Raw genomic sequence first — 21,624 nt, forward strand, 5'->3', positions numbered from 1 at the left:
CTCACGCCATCTCCTTTTCTAAATACTCAGCAATCCGTTGATTTACCTCCAGAAAAATTGTCCGCTTTGCATCCATCTCCCGTTTTGCTTTCAGAAAGTCAAGGAAACTAGCATGATAGATGGTATAGCAAAGTTCTCCTTCTACATTCTGCTTTTTCAAATACTCAACCCACTCATCTTCTAAAACCTTTTTCACATCGCATTCATCCACTTTGGCAATTCCAGCCATCATCTCGCAGGGAATCGCCGTGCCAATCTCTAGTAAAATATACAAGGCAATCTCCATCAATTGCCCTGGATTAGCTTCCATCCCCATCCCCACCCAATGGCTTTGATAATACTCTTGCAGCCCATCGGGCAATTGCGTTAAACTCAAGTCATTGTAATCACCATTAGCAATTGCAGGCAAAACATACCGCAAATACATAAAATTGTTTTCGCTTTTGTTTGCCACTTGCTCGACAAAAGTTGTATCTAAAATGCTGCGATTTTGAATCCAGGTTCTCAGTTTATCTTTATACTCCGTATCGGTATCCATCGCATACCGAATATACTCTTTTATATCATCCTGATTGAAATCAACATACTCCTTGTCTCTTAAATCTAACTCTTTTACCGGAACATCTACTAACAACTGCTTTTTATCCGAACTATATGGTCGCCGCGTCAGTAGAAAATATACGTTATTGGGCAGATTTTTCGGTAAATGTAAAAGATTACCTCCCGGTTCTTGTTCGACTTCATCCAGTGCATCAACTGCAATTACCAAACGTTCAGTACCAGTGAGTTTTGCCGCCGCCCTTGCCAGTAAAGTTGGTAAATCGGCGTCTTCTGATTTTGGCAATTGATAGCGGTCAATTAATTGGCGGCGAATGCTCTTCAAAAACAATTCGGGTCTGTTGCGACGTTCGACGAGAATATTGAAATAGCAGGGAGATTTATGTTCCCAGACGTATTTGGCAACGATCGAACTTTTGCCCATTCCCGCATCCCCGACGATCGTAAAATAACCGTGAGGATTGTCGGTGATAAATTGCTGAAAAGTATCAAAAACAAATTGGCGTCCGCAAAACCTGCGAATTTTTTCTTCTATTATCGATATAAATTCTTCCGGGTAGGGGGCAACTACTGGTTGTGATGGTTGATAATACTTCTGTTTTAATTTAGTATGCAGAATCCTCGACTTACCGGCACCTTGGTGGTTATCAAGTTCTGGAAAACTGGCTGAAAACTTCCTGTAAATCTCTCCCATCCGCTGTTTTACAGTAGGTTCTGATATGCTTAATGTTAATGAAAGCTCTGTCTGATTTAGGGGTACTCTTTCACGAGAGAAGAGTGCTAATAATGTTTCTGTTTGTTCCATAGATAATTCATGTCTCCCAGATTCGCCTGTAAGAAATTCTTGCCAATCCATCTAGGTTAACCCCCAGTATAACTTTATTACAACTTACGCACTGTCATGCACTTAAATCATCCTGAGCCTCGCGAAGGATCTCTTAGACGGCTGGAATGCTTGCCAGTCGTGAGCCTTGCGAAGGATAGGGACTCTGCATGATAGTAGTTTAATTATACCTTGAGTATACTTTGATTATACCGACCTCTAATAGACCTAACTTTATACCTCTGGTCAACTTCACTTAATTAAAGTGATGCCATGATTTGATCAGAACACAGACAAGCAGTTATTGATAAACAACAGAGGTCAGTCAAATGAATTTTAAATTATTCGGAAACTCGCACAATGACGAAGATTTTAGCGAAATCGATGAAATAGGCAAAATAGGTATAAAACTTATTGGCAAAATTGCCGATGAGCTAAGTTATACCCGCACGTCTGCCGGTCGAAACTGTCTGTTAATTGTCAAATATTTTCAGCCCGGTATAGTATCACCCCAACCTAGCACTCAAGCGGATTTTTTTAAGCGTGCAATCGACGTTCTACATAGCTTTAACTGGCTTCAAGAGCAACGAACTCCCCAATCCGATCGAAGTTATAACCAGCCTCTTCACAAGATAAAGCTTCAAGTAAGTAGCGAACTCAAGGCTGTTACTCAAGTTTTATGGTGGATTGAGCAGTTAGAGCCTTTACCCATTCCCGAAACAGTTTTGCAGCTTTGTAAACTTGCTGCGATCGAGGGTTTTGCCCATGCTGTGCGCCACGCCCACACAAATCTGTCAGTGGAAACTCCGAAAATCGAGCTGGCGATCGCAGTATTTAACGAACGCCTAGAGATCGAAATATGGGATTGGGGAAAGCCTTTTGACCTCAAGACTAAGCTGAAAGAAGAATTGCCAGAAAAAACTGTGTTTAGTTGGAACGACTTGGGCTTTACTCTTCACTAAAGCTGTTCGGAAATTGCCACCCTTCCATTGACCACAGAAAGGAACTTTTTTGTGATGATTACTGATACTACTCCCAAGATTCTCGTTGTTGATGATGACCCATCCATCCGCACTCTAGTTCATCGTTTTTTAACTCAGAAATATCAAGTAGATTCGGCTGCAGATGGCGAGACGGCGTTAGAATTGTTTGACAAATTAAAGCCACTGCTAGTAGTTCTCGATTGGAATTTGCCGGATACTACAGGTTATCACCTCTGTCAGGAAATGCAGCGCCGTACTAATGTTTTTGTGATCATGCTAAGCAGCCGCACAGACGAAGCTGATAAACTCAAAGTCCTGTCGGCAGGTGCTGATGACTATATCTGTAAACCCTTTGGTTTGGCCGAGTTGGCAATTCGTATAGAAGTTGTGTTGAGACGGATGAGACCTGTCACTCCATCACGTATTGTATTCGATCAATTCGCGATCGATTCAGCGCGTCGGGAAGCAACCCTCAACGATCGCATTATCAAGTTAACAGCCTTGGAATTTAAGATATTGTACTTTTTGGCAAGTCATTCCGGTCAGTCTTGGAGTCGCCAACAGCTAATCGAAAAAATCTGGGGGTGGAACTGCCAAGACACAGGAGAAGACCAAGTTGTTAGCGTACATATCGGTCAGATTCGCAAGAAAATGATTCAAGTTGATGCTACTGCGTCGCAGTTTATTAAAACTATTCGGGGTTACGGTTACAGGTTCGAGCCGCCCTCGCGCACTGCAATGGCAATTTCCTAAGCTCATCGGCATTAACCACTTGATTTTGTGAAAAACCTAGCCTCTAGATATGGGTTCCCAGGCACAGCCTGGGAACCAGCTAAGATATCTTAGCTTTTAGCCGCCCCAAACCTTCTTCAAAACATCTTGAGGAGAGATGTCTGCCATTTTGCCAGTAGGAGATTTAATGCCCAAAAATCGATCGCTCTTTGGCAACAATTTCGCCGGTTCAGTCGGGCCAAACAAAGCTATTGTATAAGTTTGAACCGCCACAGCTAAGTGCATCGGCGCACTGTCAGTACATATCATCAAATTAGCAGCAGCAATAGTGGCCGCCAACTTGCCGACATCATCCGGCGAGATAACTTTTACATTCGGACATAACTCGATTAACTTTGTTACGAACTCTGCATCTTCGGGCCCTTTCACAACAACAACGGGCAAATTCGGCTGCCGCTGCTGACAATCTTCAATTATTTGCTTCCAGTTGTCTGTAGGGTAAATTTTGTCAATACCTTTAGACACAGCTAATTGACTGGAACCGCCGTGAATTAGAATGTAGCCGCTTTCTTTTACCCCCAACCGCTGCTGTTCGGCTTCCGCCCACTGAATGTCCTGTTTTGGTACATTAATTGCGATCGCCGGACAAGGATTTGTAATGTTAAATCCTTGCAGCAAATCATGGTACATTGAAGCGGCGTACTGTTCAGTTTTCAGCGGTACTGCAGCGGTGAGAAATCGAGCACCGTTGGTTCCCGAATAGCCAACTCTCTGCGGAATGCCGGTCAGCCACAGCAGCAGCCCTACAGTCCACCGCTGGCCGAGGGAAATAACTGCTTCGTATTCGCGATCGCGAATTACGCCCAGTAAATTGCCCAAATCTGCCATAGCGTTGCGGTCTTTGAAATTGTACGTCAAGACTTCTTTGACCGACTTGCAGACTCGGTAAGCACCCTTTGCCCTCGGTTCCACGATGACATCAATTTGCGCGTCGGGATAAGACTGCTTGAGGTCATCAAGAGTGGGGAAAAATAAAATTTGGTCGCCAATCCCGCCAGGGACAAGTGCTAGTATTCGCATCATAAACGATCGGGCTATTATTGATCGAGGTAGCTCTCAGAGATCGGCTCTCAACTATCAGCTTATAGTATTTCTAGACCTTAAAATCTACTGGCTGACAGCTAAACAACTGACTCAAAAGTACAGGACGCTCTTATTATATATATCTAGTTGGGTTAAAAACGGTTAGTAAATGCACTTATTAATTCCTGCAGCGGGTTCGGGGCGACGGATGGGGAGTCAGCGGAACAAACTGCTGCTGACTTTGCTCTCTAAACCTTTGCTGAGTTGGACTTTGGCTGCTGCTGAAGCTTCGCAGCACATTAGCTGGATTGGCATCATGGGCCAGCCAGACGATTTTCCTGATTTTAAAGCAATTCTGAGCGATTTATCTTTGGCTAAGCCCGTGGAACTGATTCAAGGTGGCGCTACCAGGCAAGAGTCAGTTTACAACGGTTTGCAGGCTTTGCCGCCCAATGCCGATCGAGTGTTGATTCACGACGGGGCTAGGTGTTTGGCAACTGCTGAATTGTTCGATCGATCTGCAGAGGCCCTCTTGACCTGTCCAGGCTTGATTGTAGCCGTCCCGGTCAAGGATACGATTAAGGTCGTAGATGAGCGTCGGATCGTGCGAGACACCCCAGACAGAAGCAATTTGTGGGCAGCCCAGACTCCCCAAGGATTTGAAGTGAAATTGTTAAAGCAGTGTCACGAAGAAGGGCGACAAAAAGGTTGGGAAGTTACCGACGATGCGGCTTTGTTTGAAAAATGCGGTTTACCAGTGCAAATTGTGGAGGGAGAAGAGACGAATTTGAAAGTCACAACCCCCGTTGATTTAGCACTAGCTGAATTTATTTTGCGGCAGAGATACGGGGAATAATTTTGAATTGTGTAATGGGGAATGCGACTCGGCTATGTTGTCGTCATTAGGAGAAAATCTGTAATGCAAGTGGAGGATGAAAGCAATGGAATATAGCGGTACATGGCGGATCACAGAGATGGCAATGTGGGATAGTGATTATTTGGACATGGAAGTTGAAGCCTATATCGAGATTGATGAAGCAGGTTCAGGAGAATTTCAATTCGGTTTAGTATCAGGTGAAATTGACGGCGAAGTCGTAAAAGAGGGAAAGGATCAGCGATTTGAGTTTACATGGGACGGTAATGATGAGAACGATCCTGCATTTGGTAGCGGTTGGCTAATATTAAAGGATAAAAACTTGGTAGATGGTCGAATCAAATTCCACCAAGGCGACAGTTCTAGTCTTGTAGCTAAGCGCATGAAATAAGAGACCTATTGCAAAAATAGCTGGGACGGGCAAGAAGCCCGTCCCACAAAAAGTTTTTTCTCTTGTGGGATGGGCATCTTGCCCGTCCGAAAATTTGATCGAAAGGACTTTTGCAAGAAGTCTAAGAAATCAGCTATCGTACTATTTTAGGCCATTTTTTTTACCGCAGATGAACGCAGATGAACGCAGATAAAATCCCATCCGCGTTCATCTGTGTTCATCTGCTGATATCTGCGGTAACAAAATCCCAATCTAACCAATAACCAATAACAACTGACTCAGGTTTTTCATGAAGGATTAATCGGAAAATCGCCCTCACTATCAACCTGTGCGGCACTTTTAACTAAATCCAAAAACGCAAACACGGCCGGAATTAACAGCCCATCCCTCAAAACAGCCACCCCAATTACCCTCTCAAAATCCGACGGTAAACTGCAAACTTTCACCGAAGACGGTATCGGTTCCGCAGCCAAACGGGGCAGAATAGCTGCACCCAAACCTTGCATCACCATACTGACAATCGTTGAATCTTCGCTGAGTTCGTAACCGATATTTATGGGAAAATCCGCAGTCGTCAAATACTTGCGAAGCGGTATCGAACAAGCATTTTCTATCGGCTGCAAAATCAGCGGATAATTCGCTAATTCTTCCCACGTAATCTTAGCACTTTTACATTGCGCCTTCGGCGGCAGCAAAACCAGATATTTGTCCCGCAAAATTTCTCTAGTTTCAAATTCATCGGAGATGGGAAGGGAAACAAAGCCGATGTCTGCTTTGCCCGATCGCAAAGCTTCTTCTACAGCTTGAGTATAATAAACTTCGGTAATGCTGACCGTAATTTTGGGAAAGCAACTGCGAAATTTAGCAATAATACCCGGTAGGATATGAGTGGCGACACTCCGAAAAGTAACTATCCGTACCTGGCCTCCCTGCAAACCTTTTTCCAAATCCGCTTCTTTTACCATCATTTCTAAGGCGCAGGCTATTTGACGCCCGTGACTCACTACCCTTTCCCCCACCGGCGTCAGTTGAGCACCGTGTCGCCCCCGGTGGAACAGTTGCACTCCCAATTCTGTTTCTAAAGAGGCGATGGCGTGGCTGATGGCGGATTGGGACAGTTCCAATTGCAAAGCCGCCTCGCTAAAGTTTTCACACTCTGCTACGGCTATCAAAGCCTGAATTTGAGAGAGTTTCATCCGCCGCGTATTGATTTCATTCATAGCCTTTTTGCCCGATCGTCAATCTATCTATTTTATTCATACAATCTATGCAAGCAATGATTTGATTGTCAATAACCAAAGAGTTAAGGTGAATTTATTAGATAAGAGATTGACTTTCACAGGAATTTTACGCCAACAATAGTGGGCTGTAATTGCGCTGAGACTATTACAATCTTAAGCATTTATTGTAATCTTAATTAGTGCAAATCTTGTGGAAAATATAAGTTGAAGGTGTGGGATATGTCTACTTGCAAAAATCCAATCGATACCCCAAGTATCCAAATTTTTTCGATGACCGATCGAGCTAACCCATCCGAAAAACATAAAGGGCTATCTCTCTTTTTAGCAATAAAAAAAATTGGGCAGTTTTTGCTCTACCTCATTTCGAGTGAGGACGAACTGAGAATTTGGCAGACGTGCGATCGCTATGGTAACACTTGGTGGCACGGTTGCGATCGGGCTACAGGTCGCTCTACCTGCGTGGCGACGGATGATGAAATGCGCGCTTGGATCGATCGGCGTTATTGCCAATAGTAGTGTGTGGGTTGCGGGGAAATCAAGTGAAATACAGCCCTCGATTAGCAATTACCCATTAGCAATTACCAAGTAGCAATTACCAAGTAGCAATTACCAATTACCAAGTAGGAGATGCTATGCTTCAAATATCTTCCGAATGTGCAGCGCCAGATCGCATTATTCTGATGGAAAACGAGGTATACAGATTGCCTCAAACTCATCGAGAAATTCAAGTTTTGTCAGGAATTGCTTGGATCACGGTTGACCAACAGGACATCATCTTGCAAAGTTCTGAAAAAGTATCGCTTCCACCCAGCAAAAACTTTGCTGTCATATCCGCTCTCAACAATAAGCCGCTGATTATGGCCGTCTGGCAAGACAAAAACCCAGTCATGGGATTTTAGATTTTAGATTTTAGATTTTGGATTGAAGAATTGGGAATGACTGATTGTGTATGGGTTTGAAGCACGGGTCTACAGTTGCCTTCTTTTTTGAAACTGGTATCAGAACCTAGAGATGGAGAAAAAAATTGGCAGGAACACCCCAAAAAGCTCTATCTTAATAGTTATCACTTAGCTATTGGAGGACTCGATCGGTGCACCGCCGCTCTTACCACTTCAGCTATCTCGCAGCTATAAGTATTGTGTTATCGCCCGCACTCAGCTTGCTGGCAATTTCAGACGCCCGCGCTTATGCCCCAATTATAAATGCGAGGCGCGCCCAAGCGAGCGACCAGGCTCAGGCAACTGACCCCAAAACGCAAGCAGACGAACTCTTTGAAACAGGAGTAAAACAGCACCGCGAGGGTTTGTTTCGAGAAGCAATCGAGACTTTTGAGCAAGTTTTGGCAATCCGCAAGCAACTAGGCGACCAAGCGGGAATCGGAGAAACCCTCAACAATATGGGGGAAGTTTATGGTGAAATGGGTTTGAGGCCCAAAGCTTTGGAAGTTCTGCAGCAAGCTTTAGTCATTCACCGAGAAATCAGCGGAGGGCGTCGTATCGCGCGCACTCTCAATCTCATCGGTTTCGTCAACCGGATTGGGGACAATTTTTCCGAAGCGATGAAACTGCACCAAGAAGCTTTGGAACTTGCCAAAACTACCGACGACCAAATTGAAATTGGAGAATCCCTCCACAACATCGCGGCCGTGTACGCAGAACAGGTAGATTATGCCAAGGCGATCGAATTTTACCAGCAAGCGCGAACGATTCGCACGGCCGCCGGCGATAAACGCGATTTAGGCCGTACCCTCAATAATATGGGCGGCGTCTACTACAACATCGGCGACTTTAATAGAGCGATGGAATTTTACCACCAAGCTTTAGCAATTCGCCGGGAAATCGGAGACAGGGCTGGCGTCGGCCGCCTCCTCAACAACATGGCACTTACCTCCCGCAAACTCGGCAAAGATACTCAAGCGCTGATATATTTTCAGCAAGCAATACCGATGTTAGAAGCAATCGGCGACAAGACAAGTATCGGACGCTTGCTCAACAATATGGGCGCAATTCATGAAAGTCTCGGTCAAAATGCTCAAGCTCTCGAATCCTACGAGGAAGCTTTAAAAATTGCTCGTGAGGGCGGTGACAAAGCCGGAGAAACTACAGCGAGGGAGGGCATTAAGCGATTGTCTTCCAGTCAGCTTGTACCGCAATAATGACTGTGAGTTGCTAGAACAATCAATCAATATAAGCTATGGATATCCGTACCGAAAAGCCAGAAGATGTAGAAGCTGTTCGCAACGTTAATATTGTGGCATTCGGACGAGAAAATGAGGCAAATCTAGTCGATCGATTGCGGGGAATTGCATCTACATTTTCCTTCGTTGCGGTAGAATCAGATCGCATTGTCGGACACATTTTATTCAGTCCGGTTGTCGTCGAAGGAAAATGTGCTAGGAATTTGTCGATTCTGGGGTTGGCACCAGTCGCAGTTCTTCCAGAATACCAGCGGCAAGGTATAGGAACGCTGCTGATTCGGGAAGGTTTAAAACAGTGCGGGCGATCGGGATTTCAGGCAGTGGTTGTGCTCGGTCATCCAGATTTTTATCCGCGTTTTGGGTTCATTCCTGCTAGTAGGAAGAGCTTGGGATGTGAATATGATGTGCCCGATGAAGCATTTATGGTGTTGGAGTTAGAAAGCGGAGCCTTGCAGGATTGCAGCGGAACGGTGAAATATCGATCGGAGTTTAGTCTATGCGAGTGATATTAATTCCGTCATTCATCGGAATTATTCATCTCTCTCTGATCTCCCTCTGCGTTCTCTGCGTTCTCTGCGGTTAAATCATTCCGATGCAACCGGAACTGATCTGACGCAGTGGCGGTTTTTATCGTGATGTATCGTAAAAAAATATAAAAATAACATTTAGTAGTCACAGTGGAAAAAGGTTGTGCTGTACTTGCCTTTGTGAACCATAAAACCTGTACAACTATTGCCCAGCAAAGTTATTTAAACGCCCCCTTTCCCCTTCTCCCCTTTTGCACCTTGCAAAGCAAAAATCGGAGTTTGAGCAGATTTCCCCTTCAGAGCAACAGATCCCAAAGCCTCGCAAATAAAGTTTAGCTCGATCGACTCACACACCCTTTCACCAATCAAAATTTGGTTTTCCCCCGCCTTGCTCATCAACCGAGCCGCCGTATTCACCGTATCGCCGAGAATATTAAACTCCCTGCGCCCTCGCGGTTCCCCAACCTCAGCAGCAAACACCGGCCCCAGGGATAGCCCAATTTGACAGCTTACTTTTACTTCTTCACCCGCGATAATTACCAGAGGCAAACCTGCAATCATATCTCGGATCGCAATCGCCGCACTAGCCGCGCGGCTGGCGTCATCCCTGTTAGCGTCGGGCACGCCAAAATAAATCAGCATATCCGAACCGTCTAAGTGCGCCGTTACTTTTTGCAACACGCCCCCTTTAGCTGAGACTACAGCATCGATCGACGCAAACACTCTAGAAAAAGCCACTATCAGATTGACTTCTTCCTCCAGCGAAGCTTTGTCTACAGACTCTGGTAAACCAATCAAGTTGACAAACATCACCGTCGGTTCAGGAAAATCCGGCGGAATTTTCCGCCTGTCTGCATTTTCCACCAGCAGTCTCAGGATAGTTTTGGGAATATAACTAGCAAGGGGTTCAAGCCGATTCACAGCTTCCCCGATTTCTTTTACCAAGCCCGCAACGCTGCGATCGAGCAATACCGAACTCGGCATCCGCCGCCCAGTCAAAGTGATATCATACTCTCCGAGTCGATCGTCCGTTAAATCGTCCGCCACCAAAAAATAACCCTGCTTCCCAGGTTCAAAACGAAATTGCTCTCCCAAAGACTCTCTAGCAGTTTCAGTCACACACACCCGCCCCACAGTCCCAGAACCCTCAGCTTGCTTGGCTTGCTGGACTGAATGCCCCAGCAGTACGTGAGCCATCCGCAGCGGCGTACCGATGTCAGCACTAATATAGCGCCCGCAGTGGATGCCCACCCGCATCCTCAAAGACAAAACACCCCGCGCCGTTTCAATATTGGCAAATTCAGCCATCGCCCGCTGCATCCGCAAACCCGCCCGCACCGCCCTCGCTGTATCCTCTTGGTAAACCCCTGACGGAAACTGCACCAGCATCGCATCTCCGGTAAACTCCAGCAAATCCCCGCCCGATTTGCTGACAATTTCAATCATTGAGGCAAAATAGTCGTTAATCACGCCCAGCAGGGTTTCAGCTCCCTTGCGCCCCTGGGTAGCGTTCGCTTCCAACAGCGAGGTAAACCCTGCCAAATCCGTGAACAGCAAGGTGCCTGTTTGCCACTGGTAGCGCACCTCGCCTGGGTTGGGCGGAGATTCGGACACGGGCCTGGGCACGTAGTCGTGGAGGATGTAGCGCAGAGTTCGCAGGTGATCGAAAACCCCCATGAGCGTTGCGGGGGACGGATCTACCCACGCAGCAGCGTACAGTTGGGCGGAAAGGAGCGATCGCAGTCGCAGTTCGATCGCAGCCAGGGGAGGATTGTAGGTTAATCTATTAATAATTTCCACCTAAGTTTATTCTTAAAAAATAGGGTAAGTTCTATTGATCGAGATGCTACACCAGTAACTCGACCTATACCATTATGATAAGTTTCCAGTGACTCCATACCAGCCAAACCCACAACCCACTAGAGAAACTTCCGAACGTCACAGCTTGCTAGCTCCCGATTTGATCCGAGCTGCTCGATCAGCCTATGGTATGTATCTGAAAGTGCATTCCGAGCAGATGCAGCGTCCGGCGGGTGTAGTTGTCAGTCAAGGAAGCGATCGAGGTCAGGTAATTTTTGCTTCGCAGCCGATTTTATTGCCCGGTGAACGTTTTGTTACTTTTGAGGAAATTGAATCTCAAATGTATTAATTGCTAATTGGTCATTGGTGGTAATTGGTAATTGATAATTAAGCATTGGGCATGGGGAATTGGTAATTAGTCACTAATATTATGTCCGCTCGAACGCTCGCACTAAAATAGGTTTCTAGTGAAGAGCCATGTTTTCAGGATTTTATGAAAACTTGCATTCTTGACTATTAATACCTTTTATGATGGGTAATTGACCGTACAAGCTCTAACAACTGAGAACTAACTATTGAGAAGTAACAAGTGATACATAACCCCAGTCAACAGTGAACAGTCAACAGTCAACTTAATGGAAATAATCTTTAATTGCCTTGTCATGGCGATCGTCTTTATTGTCGGATCGGCTATTGGCAGCTTTCTAAATGTGGTAGTCTATCGGTTGCCTGCGGGTTTGTCGGTGATCAACCCTCCTTCTCGCTGTCCCAAATGTTTAAATCAACTCAGAACTTACGAAAATATACCCGTTTTCGGTTGGCTGTGGCTCCGAGGCCGCTGCAATCACTGCCGCAGTCGGATTTCTGTCCGCTATCCACTGGTGGAAGCAGCTACGGGTTTGCTGTTTTTGCTAATCTTTTGGCGGTTTGGCGTAACAGTGCAAACTCTTGGTTTTTGGGCTTTGTTTAGCTGGCTGTTGGCTTTGTCTTTGATTGATTGCGATACAATGACTTTGCCTAATTCTTTAACTCGATCGGGTTTGGTGCTCGGATTGGTTTTCCAAATGGCGAAAGGTTTGTGGCCGACATTTAGTCCGATCGACTCGGTAAACTATCTGGTACTCGATGGGATCGCGGGAGCAGTTGTCGGGTTGTGGCTGTTTGACGCGATCGGACTCGCCGGGACGATCGGGCTGGGGCAGAATGCTATGGGCGCCGGAGATACCAAATTGGCCGCCTTGATGGGAGCTTGGCTGGGGTGGAAATACTTGCTGCTAGCGGGATTTATCGCCTGTATAGCCGGGGCTTTTGTGGGTGGCGGGGCGATCGCCCTCGGCTGGCTCGATCGGCGTCAACCCATGCCTTTCGGCCCGTTTCTGGCTCTCGGTGCAGCAATTACTGCTCTGTGGGGCGAAGCGATCTTATCTACTTACTTGCAGTTGTTTTTCCCGAATTTTAGTTTCTGATCGGCAGGCAGTCAGGCGCGATCGAACATAACATTGTCTCAAAAATTGGTAAAATTGTTCCGTGTCTTGGATTACACTTACAACAACTAGCTTTCGTTGGGAAGCGGAATTAATGCAGCAGCTCCTAGCTGCTCATGAAATCCCGGCCCGGATTGTAGACTTGGGCATAGCATCTTATTTGGGGGCTGGAAGTGCTACAGCCCTGCAAGTTCTTCCAGAACACCAGCGAACAGCATCGCTCCTCATCAGTCCCGTTGAAGATGAGCCAGAAGCGGGTGATTAGTCATTAGTCATTAGTCATTAGTCACTGAACAACTAGCAATTGACAACTAGCAACTAACAACTAACAATTACTAATTACCAATTACCAATTCCCAATTACCAATTACCAATTACCAATTACCAAGTTTTAATGTCTCTATTTGATTGGTTTGCAAATCGACGAAAATCAGTACCGAACTCCCAAGAACGGCCGGAACGAGAAATTGCGGACGGACTTTGGAATAAATGCGAAGCTTGCGGTGCCCTCAGTTATACCAAAGACCTGCGAGCAAATCAAATGGTTTGCTTGGAATGCGGGCATCATATCAGAGTTTACAGTGACGATCGCATCGAGCAGTTGATCGATCCCAACACCTGGGTGCCCCTTAACGAAGGACTGCACGCCACAGATCCTCTGAAATTTCGCGATCGCAAAAAATATAGCGATCGACTCCGAGAATTTCAAGAAAAAACAGGCCACCTAGACGCCGTAGAAACAGGCATCGGCAAACTCGAAAATTTGCCAGTCGCCCTCGGAGTCATGGAATTTCAGTTCATCGGCGGCAGCATGGGCTCAGTAGTCGGAGAAAAGCTGACTCGCCTCATCGAACACGCCACGCGGGAACGCCTGCCCGCGATTATTGTCTGCGCTTCCGGTGGTGCAAGAATGCAAGAAGGAATGCTCAGCTTGATGCAAATGGCTAAAATTTCCGGAGCTCTGGAACGCCACCGGGAAGCGAGACTGCTTTACATCCCGATTTTGACCCACCCGACCACCGGCGGCGTCACCGCCAGTTTTGCCATGCTGGGAGACATTATAATTGCAGAGCCAAAAGCTACTGTAGCCTTTACGGGCGGCCGGGTAATCGAGCAAACTCTGCGGGAAAAGCTGCCGGAAAATTATCAAACTTCCGAATACTCCTTCGCCCACGGTTTTGTAGACTTGATTGTACCCCGGACTCAATTAAAGAAAACTCTCGGTCAGCTTATCAGCCTCCACCAGCCCCAGCCTTTCTTGGCAGACTCGGAATTCCCCGCCCTCAATGGCAGCGATAGCCACGCTTTGCCCCCGCAGACTCACGCTTTCAAACTTTCTCCCTAAGCTGCCGCGCCGGAGGATTGTCTGTTGGTGAGTCCGGGGGAGAGACGAAAAATTTCTGAGGAATTGCTCAAAACCCGGCTTCGAGGAAAAATATTGAGTTGGGTAGCCTGAGATGTTGCACCATTCTCAATAAGCTTTTTAGGAACAGGCAAGATGCCTGTTCCACAAAGAGTGAATTTTCTTGTGGAACAGGCCGAAAAGCCTGTTCTTGAGAATGGTGCAAGATGTGAGGTAGCCAGACATTCACGCAGACACCGGGTTTTGATCCCCGGCCGCCCAACTCCTATTGGTAATAACGACCCAGCAGTGGGATGATATTGATCGGAAGTTGATTGGCCCTGAAGTTAGGCTGGGCAAAAATGCCTAGTCGCAGTTAGCGGTTAGTTAGCTTGCGATAGATCGAACAAAATCTCAGAACAAACTAACAGAACAAGCTAACAGCGCTTTCTAAAATTGTCCGGCTTTCAGTTAATAGCCGTCAACTCAATTTTGACCTGTCAGCGACCTAAAAATTATGGGTTTTGCAGACCTGTCCATCGCAGAAATAGCAGAGGACTTCAACGTCCCTGTTGAAGAGGTGATCCGCTTGTGCGATGAGTTGGAAATTGCCTACAAGCACCCTCAAACCCGTTTGGCTTTGGAGGATGTTAAGGCAATTATGTCCACTCTCGAAAAAAGGCGCGACTCAAAACTTCTTGCAGATTAGAGCGCAAAATTCCTCTACCTTTAAAGGTATGGCTGCACAAACTTTCGCCAGTTGTCGCAGAAGGAGGGAATTTTGAACAGAAATCTGTTTGCCAGCTATGCTCTCTTAGCGTTCAATAATTTGCCGGATTTTTTTAAGGAGAACCATGCTTAAAAGATATTTCATTGCTCTGACCGCTGTATTCTTGACATTTCAGTTATTTGTCAGCAGTGCGATGGCTATCGAACTGAGTCCTGAACTTCGCACTCTGCCTTTGAATGACAAGGGTACTCCAGTGGTGCTGAGCCTCAAACAAGTTGAGCAAGGCAAACGCCTGTTCAATTCGGCTTGCGCTCAATGTCACGCTGCGGGCATGACCAAAACTGACCCGAACGTGAATTTGAGCCCGGAAACTCTGGCTTTGGCCAACCCGCCCCGGAATAATATTGAGTCCCTGGTGGACTTTATGAAAAATCCCACCACTTATGACGGGTTTGAGGAAATTTCGGAACTGCATCCGAGCATGAAGAGTGCGGATATTTTCGCTGAGATGAGAAATCTCTCGGATGACGATTTGTACGCGATTGCCGGTCACATTCTGTTGCAGCCAAAAATTGTCTCCAAGCAGTGGGCTGGTGGCAAAGGCGCTCGCTAATCGATTTTAGATTTTAGATTTTGGATTTTGGATTTTGGATTGGGAGAGGGCTGAAGTTCGGCAAGGATTGCTGGCTGGTCGTTTTTCGCTCTAAAATCTGAAATCTAAAATTTACGTCCGGCTCATTGATTCTCGCAAAAGGTTGTAGTCCCTCATGCTGCGTCGTGGTGCTTTTGTCTGCTTTCTGTTGGGGATGTTAATTATTTTGCCACTCGTGCTGTTGGCTCCTCAACCTGTTTTGGCTGCTGCCGATTCTTACGTGAATAGGTATTTACAAGCCAGCGAACCTGTGGCTTTGGAGTTGGACTCTGAGGGACATACTCGCTTGTTTTCGGCTCAGGATTTGTCTGCGGGCAAGGTGTTGTTCGAGCAAAGTTGCCTGAATTGTCACGTCGGAGGTGCTAATTTGCCCGATCCGACGATATCTCTGTCTTTGGCTGACCTCAAGGGGGCAACCCCTCCCCGCAACAACATCAATAGTTTGGTGGCGTATCTGAGAGAACCCATGACTTATGACGGTACTGAGGAGACTTTTTGGTGCCGCCAAGTGCCGGAAAGCTGGATGCCACAGGCTGAGATTGAAAATTTAGCGGCTTTTGTGATCCGGGCCGCTCAGAAAGCTCCGGGCTGGGGCGTGGAGAATTTTGAGAGTTGAACTGCCACTGCCAAAAAGTGGTAAATTACTCGGAAGAAGGCGATACGAGTGTGCGATCGCGCCTGTTTTAACAGGTAAAATATCTAAAGAATCACCCTTTGCGTGTCCATTAGAGGAGAACTGCGTTGAAAAGACTCTTATCGATCGCCCTATTAGCGTTCGCAATTTTTACCGTCGGCTTTGGTCGCCCTGCTTTGGCAGGTGATGCTGTTAAAGGAGCTAAAATCTTTAGCTCCAACTGTGCTGCTTGTCACATCGGTGGCGGCAACGTGGTTATGGCCCAGAAAACCTTGAAAAAGACTGCTCTTGAGAAGTACGGCATGAATTCTCTGGAAGCTATTACCACTCAGGTAACTAAGGGCAAAAATGCTATGCCTGCTTTCGCCGGCCGCTTGAAGCCCGAACAAATCGACGATGTAGCAACCTACGTGCTCGAGCAATCTGAGAAAGACTGGAAAGGCTAAACTGCCTCTTGGAAGTCGGGCAACCTGGGCGGGTTTGATTTAATTTAAAACTTGTCCTCCCGATCGCACCCTCTCTCACCCTTTGGCGAATAAACATCGGTTTGCAGCAATCTTAACCTATTTGGGAAAGCGCGCCAGAAATCCGATTTTTATTAGCTCAAGGGCGAGGGAGGGACATTTTATTTTAGATTTTAGATTTTAGATTTTGGATTGAAGAATTGAAGAATTGAAGAATTGAAGATTTGAAGATTTGAAGATTTAAAGATTTGAGATTGCTAAATGCTGACTTTGTATAAACTGTCAAGCACCTAATATTAAGATTCATGTATTGAAGCCAGTCATAAATTGGAGTTGTGTGCTAGGATGTAAACCCTTTACTACCAAAGCCTTGAAATCCAAATTAAAGTCGATCGGGGATCTGGAATCTACACCTGCCATGAACGTAAAAACATCAGCAAAAGTTAAAACTCCAGTTAAAACTCTCGGAGACGCTGCATCTGGGGCGATTGAGAAATATTTCCGCAAAAGTGTAGCGCACGAGGCTGAAGTTATCAAAGACAAAGACGCGGAAGAACTTCATCAAATGCGCGTGGGATTGAGACGTTTGCGATCGGCTGTGACTGGTTTTGCTCCGGTTTTAGATTGGCCAAAAGAGGCTTCTGAACGTAAAATTGGTAAGGTGGGGCGGATTCTGGGAACTCTCAGGGATTTGGATGTGATGCTCGAAAGTCTCCAAAATCGCTATTACCCGAATTTGCCGACTGAGGAACAGGAAGTTTTGGATAAGGCTTTGTCGAATTTGCTCAAACAGCGCCACCGGGCTTTGAAAGGGGTGAGGGCGATTTTAGAGCACAAAACCTACGAATCGCTGAAGCAGTCGATCGAGGATTGGCTGGAAAAACCGAAGTTTCAGGCGATCGAACATTTGCCAATTGCTGAGGTTTTGCCAGATTTACTGTTACCTCAAGTCAGCGAGTTTTTTCTCCATCCGGCTTGGCTGTTGGGTACAGAATATGAAGATGGCAAAGTTAAAGTTGCTAAGGATTTGAATGCTGAGGCTGTCGAACAGAAGTTAGCAGCCGAGGGAACTATTCTGCACGATTTGCGGAAGCAAGCTAAGCGGGTTCGCTATTTGATGAATCTGTTTGGCGATTTTTACAGCGAGACTTACGAAGTTTATGTCGAAGATGTGAAAGCTATTCAGGAATGTTTGGGCGATATTCAAGACAGTGAAGTTTTAGGCGAGTTTCTGACAGATTTTGTCAATCGCGATCTGGAAAAAGAGTTGCCGAAATTGGCTGCTTTGTTGGTCGAAAATCGCTATGCAGCTTGGCAAAAATGGCAGGTTTTGCAACGCAGGTATTTGAGTTCGGAAATGCGGCAAGGTTTTCGATCTGCTTTAATTCATCCTGTGGTTGAAGATGCTGCTAATGGAAAGTTGCCCCAGGAAAGTTAGGTTTTTCGGGCCCTGAGAATGCGATCGACTGCCGGGAGGGACTAAAAGAGGGATATTTGTAGGGACACAGCCTTGCAGTGTCCTTCATTGTATAACTCAATAAAGGGCGATCGCTCTTGGGGAGAGGTTCAAGAAAAAACCTTAACAATTATTCTTTCCAGTAACGAGTTAAAACCCGAATTACTTCACGAGTGTGAAGTAAAAGAAAGGGCGATCGCGTTTTTTACCATAGCAACTCACGACTGCAACCACTTCATAAACTTATTCGTCGCAGTACCAATAGACTCTCCGACTTGTTTCTTCAACCGCCACCGCTGAAACGCTTTTTCGTAATCTTCGCCTTCAGTTTGATAAACATTCCAAGCATTCAGCGACAATCCCAAGCCCCACGTTAGTAAAATGAACAGTGACCAAGAAAGCTCGTGCGAACCTGCTAGATTAAACAAAACTAAAAAAGTATTGATAATGCCGTACTTGGTCACATTTTTCTGCAATTTGCGACGACGGTAAGAGTTAAAAACCAGCTTTTCTTGAACTTCTCCTCTAGTTGCTAACCATTGTTGTTCCGCCGCCACAATATCCTGTTCGGAAATGCCCAATTCCGCTGCAATCTCGAAAAGCTGCACTCTGGATAATTCCCCTTCATCCTGTCGCCGCGCGATCGCAAGCTGTAAAATACCCTGAGCATCCTCTGAACCGTAAATTTGACTTATTTGACTTTCATTGGTTGCCATAACAAGTTTCCGATAATTCCTGACATCCTTTCTATCATAGATATAGACGCAGTTAAACGATAGGTAGTGACATTGGCGGATTTCAACACCCGGATATTTGAGTGAGACTCTTGACTATGGGAGGGGAAATCGAAGAACCGATATATTTCCCCAAATGGCAACTAATTAATTTCCCGAACTGTGACTAAGTTGGCTATCTCGTTTCAACATAAATTGATAAAAGATACCAAACAAAATCACCGCAATCATTCCCACGACTAAAGAACCTTCACCCTCATGCCAATATTTAAACAAATCTAGGCGATAAGATGCAACTAACAATGCCATTCCCGCCACTCGCAAAACATTAATAATAAAACCCAAAATGACAGCGACACCTATTACCAAAGCCTTATTTTGTTTAGTAGGAAACATCACCAAACAAATTACAGCTAAACCTAATAAGTAATTCATTGCCTCTATACCCGAACAACCCCCATTTACCAACACCCTTCCTGTCGGCAAAGCAACATAATTACCATCGCGTGTTACATCAAAACCGACATACCACAAAGAATAATAAGCAAATTTAGCAGTAAGCGAGGTAACAAAATCCACTAAAGGTAACGTAATGACACTGGGGGTGCCATGAAAAAATAGTATTACCAATTCACGCCAATATAGTTTTAAGTTCTGAAAACCTACCGCCAGTAGGCTCACACCTAAACCAGACAAAAAAGGTGCCAGTCTTAAAAAAGGCTCGGATTTACTGGAAACCACAGCACTTTGAAATAAAATAAAAGCTATTAATAGCGTCCCTGCTATTGTCGATAATAGGTCACTTTTTATCTCACGCTGTTTGAGAATATCCTGGTTGTCCCAAAGCAGGGAACCCACAGCGAACCAAAAAACTATACTCATCCAAAAATGAGCAACATCGTCCAGCTTCCACAGGAGTGTCATATTCAGAGTTACTAAGGCTGTGGCGATAATGATGAGCCAAAAAATTTTTCTCTTGAACATTTTAGATATTAGTTATTAGTTGATCGATGAGAGCCATACTGCGGACTGTTTTTGATTGCCAACCCTAGAATAAGGGTTTCCAGCCGATTCGGCAATCGAAGTACCAACGGAAAATCGATGGTTTTAGACTCCGAACTAAAAAACAGTCCAGACTATTCTTAGATGATATCATAAAAATAGTAGGGGATGTGGACAACTCAGTAGCTTGAACCCCTTCTACGGAAAGGACTTGGAGGATTTTAATCGCCGTTAATCTTTGAGATGAGGTTAGTAGACACTCTGGAATTTGATGAATGGTGAAACTCAGATGCAACGCATAGCTCAGCATTAGGACACCTAGTGAAAAGACTGTTACTCGAAATGATTGCTTGGATGCCTAGCACTTGTTTACTGGGCCCCTGTAAGCAAAGACTAAAAAGCGAGTAAATCAATCAAAATTAAAAATACAGCCTCTTCCATGTTCATGAAGCACACTATAAAGCTATATTGTGTGGTGTTAATCCTCCGGGTGCGGATCTGCGAAATATTGGTCGATAAAACTTACAGATTGACGGGTGTATCCGCACAAAACAGCAGGCGATCGCTCTTCTTGTGTGTACCACATCTACATGGAATATGCTGTAACTCTTAATAACAGCGGTAACGCTACAACTGCGTTTCATATCGCCTTAAAAGTCCGGGGTTTTCAGAGTGCCGCGCTATCAGATACTAAGAAACCTGGTTTCACCAAGAAACCAGGTTTTTAGCTCGAACATAAAGTAATCAGTTTGGCATCAAGCCAGAATCGAAAATTAGTTCAAACGATCGCCTATTCAGCTTTTTGAGCTTGAGCGCGTTGCTTTTTGAACTTAGCACCAAACCCAACAGCGGCGGCAGCAGCAAGCATTGTTAAAGGTTCAGGAGTAGCTTCAGTGTTGCTAGTGCCGGTGCTGACAAAAACATCGCTATCGCCCTTGCTACCAATACCCCGGACGTGCATCCCTAGTCTCAAAGTACCATTATTCAACGCGGAAACTACGTTATTATAATTTCCAGTAAAGCTCAATCCCAAAACCTCACCAGTTTGGACACCGTTCCGCGTACCAGTTATCCCAGCTGCAAAATCCGTAGACCAAGGAGTAGCAAGGTTATTAGTTTGTGGCAGAGGAGTAGCTCCCTCTGTAAAGTTAACACCACGACCATTTATAATGCCAAAGTTGCTCAATAAATTGGTATTAGAACCTGTGTCCAAGTGAACTGCAGCAATAAAGATATCGGCGGCGGATTCGTCTTTATTGTCATTGAAAATGTTGAATAAAACGTTATTGGAGCCATTATCTAGGACATCAAACCTAAAGCTATTTACATAGGCATCTCCCGATGTATTATCGCTAGCAATATTACTAAAGCTGAAGGCAGAGGCAGGTGCTGCGGATACTGCACTAAGAGTAGCGACACCGGCAACAGCTAAAATAGATTTGACTAAGTTTAATTGGATTTTCATGGCTGACACCTTTATTTTTATGTTGACTGGAAGCAGGTTTTTTTCCTTCACATATTCAATCTAAAGCAAAGCACAAGTTAATGCAAGTAGGTTTGATAAAGATTCGATGAAGATTGGGAATAAGCTGATTGGATTTAGGCAAAATGCCTAAATTGATGGCTTCTAGCTAGCTATTTCCTATGGCGTGCATCAAAAAATAGGGGTGCTGCCATCCGGATTTTAGTCCTGACTTCTCTCTCTTTTAAAAAGCTATAACTCACCTTCCTAAACAGGGGTGTCACACAGCATAATTACTGATAAAACTCTTTTTAAGCTCTAAAGTATGCCCTTAAAAAGTTTTTTATCCGTGAATGTACGGTAGAAAAGTTTAAGTGATAGGTTGATTGGTGGGTAAAAACAGGTAAAAACCGATGATGACAGTGGAATCTGCGGAATGTGGGCTATAACTCAGG

General features: G+C 45.4%; 26 protein-coding genes. 18 read left to right on the plus strand and 8 right to left on the minus strand.

Translation table 11 applies throughout. The features are described 5' to 3' along the window. Window position 1 precedes the first annotated feature (1 nt). On the minus strand, window positions 2-1,363 hold the full coding sequence (locus QUB20_RS05990; protein WP_333291233.1) for an NACHT domain-containing protein: 1,362 nt from the start codon (window positions 1,361-1,363) through the stop codon (window positions 2-4). Window positions 1,364-1,710: 347 nt separating this feature from the next. Between QUB20_RS05990 and QUB20_RS05995 the strand changes: the two genes are divergently transcribed. Beyond that, window positions 1,711-2,343 carry an ATP-binding protein gene (locus tag QUB20_RS05995; protein WP_333246652.1) on the plus strand — a complete coding sequence of 211 codons (633 nt, stop codon included), beginning with the start codon at window positions 1,711-1,713 and terminating at the stop codon, window positions 2,341-2,343. A gap of 54 nt (window positions 2,344-2,397) precedes the next feature. Further along, on the plus strand, window positions 2,398-3,117 hold the full coding sequence (locus QUB20_RS06000) for a response regulator transcription factor (RefSeq protein ID WP_333246650.1): 720 nt from the start codon (window positions 2,398-2,400) through the stop codon (window positions 3,115-3,117). Window positions 3,118-3,213: 96 nt separating this feature from the next. Here QUB20_RS06000 and QUB20_RS06005 read toward each other — a convergent pair whose 3' ends face one another. Next, the gene (locus QUB20_RS06005; RefSeq protein ID WP_333246688.1) at window positions 3,214-4,176 is read right to left on the minus strand and encodes a glycosyltransferase family 9 protein; all 963 of its coding nucleotides are present in this window, start codon (window positions 4,174-4,176) and stop codon (window positions 3,214-3,216) included. 172 nt (window positions 4,177-4,348) lie between these two features. On the opposite strand from QUB20_RS06005, the gene ispD reads away from it, so the two are divergent. Beyond that, window positions 4,349-5,035 (plus strand): 2-C-methyl-D-erythritol 4-phosphate cytidylyltransferase, encoded by a 687-nt coding sequence (gene ispD / locus QUB20_RS06010; RefSeq protein WP_333246649.1) that lies wholly within the window; start codon window positions 4,349-4,351, stop codon window positions 5,033-5,035. An 85-nt stretch (window positions 5,036-5,120) separates the two neighbouring features. Beyond that, a complete protein-coding gene (locus QUB20_RS06015) occupies window positions 5,121-5,444 on the plus strand; it encodes a hypothetical protein (RefSeq protein ID WP_333291235.1) in 324 nt (107 codons plus the stop codon). A gap of 287 nt (window positions 5,445-5,731) precedes the next feature. On the opposite strand, the gene QUB20_RS06020 is transcribed toward QUB20_RS06015, so the two are convergent. After that, window positions 5,732-6,664: a LysR family transcriptional regulator gene (locus QUB20_RS06020; protein WP_333246645.1), complete on the minus strand. Its 933-nt coding sequence runs from the start codon at window positions 6,662-6,664 to the stop codon at window positions 5,732-5,734. A gap of 240 nt (window positions 6,665-6,904) precedes the next feature. Between QUB20_RS06020 and QUB20_RS06025 the strand changes: the two genes are divergently transcribed. From QUB20_RS06025 to QUB20_RS06040, 4 genes are all read left to right on the plus strand, one after another. After that, on the plus strand, window positions 6,905-7,198 hold the full coding sequence (locus tag QUB20_RS06025; protein ID WP_333056919.1) for a hypothetical protein: 294 nt from the start codon (window positions 6,905-6,907) through the stop codon (window positions 7,196-7,198). 119 nt (window positions 7,199-7,317) lie between these two features. Beyond that, on the plus strand, window positions 7,318-7,584 hold the full coding sequence (locus tag QUB20_RS06030) for a hypothetical protein (protein ID WP_333240305.1): 267 nt from the start codon (window positions 7,318-7,320) through the stop codon (window positions 7,582-7,584). Window positions 7,585-7,775: 191 nt separating this feature from the next. After that, on the plus strand, window positions 7,776-8,840 hold the full coding sequence (locus QUB20_RS06035) for a tetratricopeptide repeat protein (protein ID WP_333246643.1): 1,065 nt from the start codon (window positions 7,776-7,778) through the stop codon (window positions 8,838-8,840). A 38-nt stretch (window positions 8,841-8,878) separates the two neighbouring features. Continuing rightward, entirely contained in the window at window positions 8,879-9,388 is a 510-nt protein-coding gene (locus QUB20_RS06040) for an N-acetyltransferase (protein ID WP_333246641.1), read from the plus strand. A 243-nt stretch (window positions 9,389-9,631) separates the two neighbouring features. Here the strand turns inward: QUB20_RS06040 and QUB20_RS06045 are convergent, their stop codons facing one another. Then, window positions 9,632-11,209, minus strand: coding sequence for an adenylate/guanylate cyclase domain-containing protein (locus tag QUB20_RS06045; RefSeq protein WP_333240298.1), 1,578 nt, complete (start codon window positions 11,207-11,209; stop codon window positions 9,632-9,634). Window positions 11,210-11,297: 88 nt separating this feature from the next. Between QUB20_RS06045 and QUB20_RS06050 the strand changes: the two genes are divergently transcribed. The 4 genes from QUB20_RS06050 (at window position 11,298) to accD (ending at window position 14,038) form a co-directional block, all read left to right on the plus strand. Beyond that, on the plus strand, window positions 11,298-11,558 hold the full coding sequence (locus QUB20_RS06050; protein WP_333058467.1) for a hypothetical protein: 261 nt from the start codon (window positions 11,298-11,300) through the stop codon (window positions 11,556-11,558). Window positions 11,559-11,844: 286 nt separating this feature from the next. Beyond that, window positions 11,845-12,675 (plus strand): prepilin peptidase, encoded by an 831-nt coding sequence (locus tag QUB20_RS06055; RefSeq protein WP_333240296.1) that lies wholly within the window; start codon window positions 11,845-11,847, stop codon window positions 12,673-12,675. 61 nt (window positions 12,676-12,736) lie between these two features. Then, a complete protein-coding gene (locus tag QUB20_RS06060) occupies window positions 12,737-12,958 on the plus strand; it encodes a hypothetical protein (RefSeq protein WP_333058464.1) in 222 nt (73 codons plus the stop codon). Window positions 12,959-13,087: 129 nt separating this feature from the next. Next, a complete protein-coding gene (gene accD, locus QUB20_RS06065; protein ID WP_333240294.1) occupies window positions 13,088-14,038 on the plus strand; it encodes an acetyl-CoA carboxylase, carboxyltransferase subunit beta in 951 nt (316 codons plus the stop codon). On the opposite strand, the gene QUB20_RS06070 is transcribed toward accD, so the two are convergent. Then, complete coding sequence (locus QUB20_RS06070) at window positions 14,035-14,190, minus strand: hypothetical protein (RefSeq protein ID WP_333291238.1); 156 nt, start codon at window positions 14,188-14,190, stop codon at window positions 14,035-14,037. The genes accD and QUB20_RS06070 overlap by 4 nt on opposite strands. 1 nt (window position 14,191) lies before the next feature. On the opposite strand from QUB20_RS06070, the gene QUB20_RS06075 reads away from it, so the two are divergent. From QUB20_RS06075 to QUB20_RS06100, 6 genes are all read left to right on the plus strand, one after another. Further along, on the plus strand, window positions 14,192-14,353 hold the full coding sequence (locus QUB20_RS06075) for a hypothetical protein (RefSeq protein WP_333291240.1): 162 nt from the start codon (window positions 14,192-14,194) through the stop codon (window positions 14,351-14,353). A gap of 199 nt (window positions 14,354-14,552) precedes the next feature. Next, on the plus strand, window positions 14,553-14,744 hold the full coding sequence (locus QUB20_RS06080; protein WP_333058460.1) for a translation initiation factor IF-2: 192 nt from the start codon (window positions 14,553-14,555) through the stop codon (window positions 14,742-14,744). Between the two features lie 145 nt (window positions 14,745-14,889). Beyond that, a complete protein-coding gene (gene psbV / locus QUB20_RS06085; RefSeq protein WP_190663569.1) occupies window positions 14,890-15,378 on the plus strand; it encodes a photosystem II cytochrome c-550 in 489 nt (162 codons plus the stop codon). Between the two features lie 154 nt (window positions 15,379-15,532). Beyond that, on the plus strand, window positions 15,533-16,033 hold the full coding sequence (gene psbV2 / locus QUB20_RS06090) for a photosystem II cytochrome PsbV2 (protein WP_190733403.1): 501 nt from the start codon (window positions 15,533-15,535) through the stop codon (window positions 16,031-16,033). Window positions 16,034-16,158: 125 nt separating this feature from the next. Beyond that, window positions 16,159-16,497, plus strand: coding sequence for a cytochrome c6 PetJ (petJ, locus tag QUB20_RS06095; RefSeq protein ID WP_333240292.1), 339 nt, complete (start codon window positions 16,159-16,161; stop codon window positions 16,495-16,497). Between the two features lie 436 nt (window positions 16,498-16,933). After that, complete coding sequence (locus QUB20_RS06100) at window positions 16,934-17,953, plus strand: CHAD domain-containing protein (protein WP_333240290.1); 1,020 nt, start codon at window positions 16,934-16,936, stop codon at window positions 17,951-17,953. A 236-nt stretch (window positions 17,954-18,189) separates the two neighbouring features. On the opposite strand, the gene QUB20_RS06105 is transcribed toward QUB20_RS06100, so the two are convergent. From QUB20_RS06105 to QUB20_RS06115, 3 genes are all read right to left on the minus strand, one after another. Beyond that, window positions 18,190-18,687, minus strand: a complete 498-nt coding sequence (locus QUB20_RS06105; protein ID WP_333246637.1) for a 2TM domain-containing protein — start codon at window positions 18,685-18,687, stop codon at window positions 18,190-18,192. Between the two features lie 165 nt (window positions 18,688-18,852). Beyond that, on the minus strand, window positions 18,853-19,689 hold the full coding sequence (gene crtA / locus QUB20_RS06110) for a cyanoexosortase A (protein WP_333240286.1): 837 nt from the start codon (window positions 19,687-19,689) through the stop codon (window positions 18,853-18,855). Between the two features lie 808 nt (window positions 19,690-20,497). Then, on the minus strand, window positions 20,498-21,172 hold the full coding sequence (locus tag QUB20_RS06115; RefSeq protein WP_333291242.1) for a PEP-CTERM sorting domain-containing protein: 675 nt from the start codon (window positions 21,170-21,172) through the stop codon (window positions 20,498-20,500). Window positions 21,173-21,624 lie beyond the last annotated feature (452 nt).

Source organism: Microcoleus sp. B4-C2 (assembly GCF_036705265.1).
Lineage (GTDB): Bacteria > Cyanobacteriota > Cyanobacteriia > Cyanobacteriales > Microcoleaceae > Microcoleus.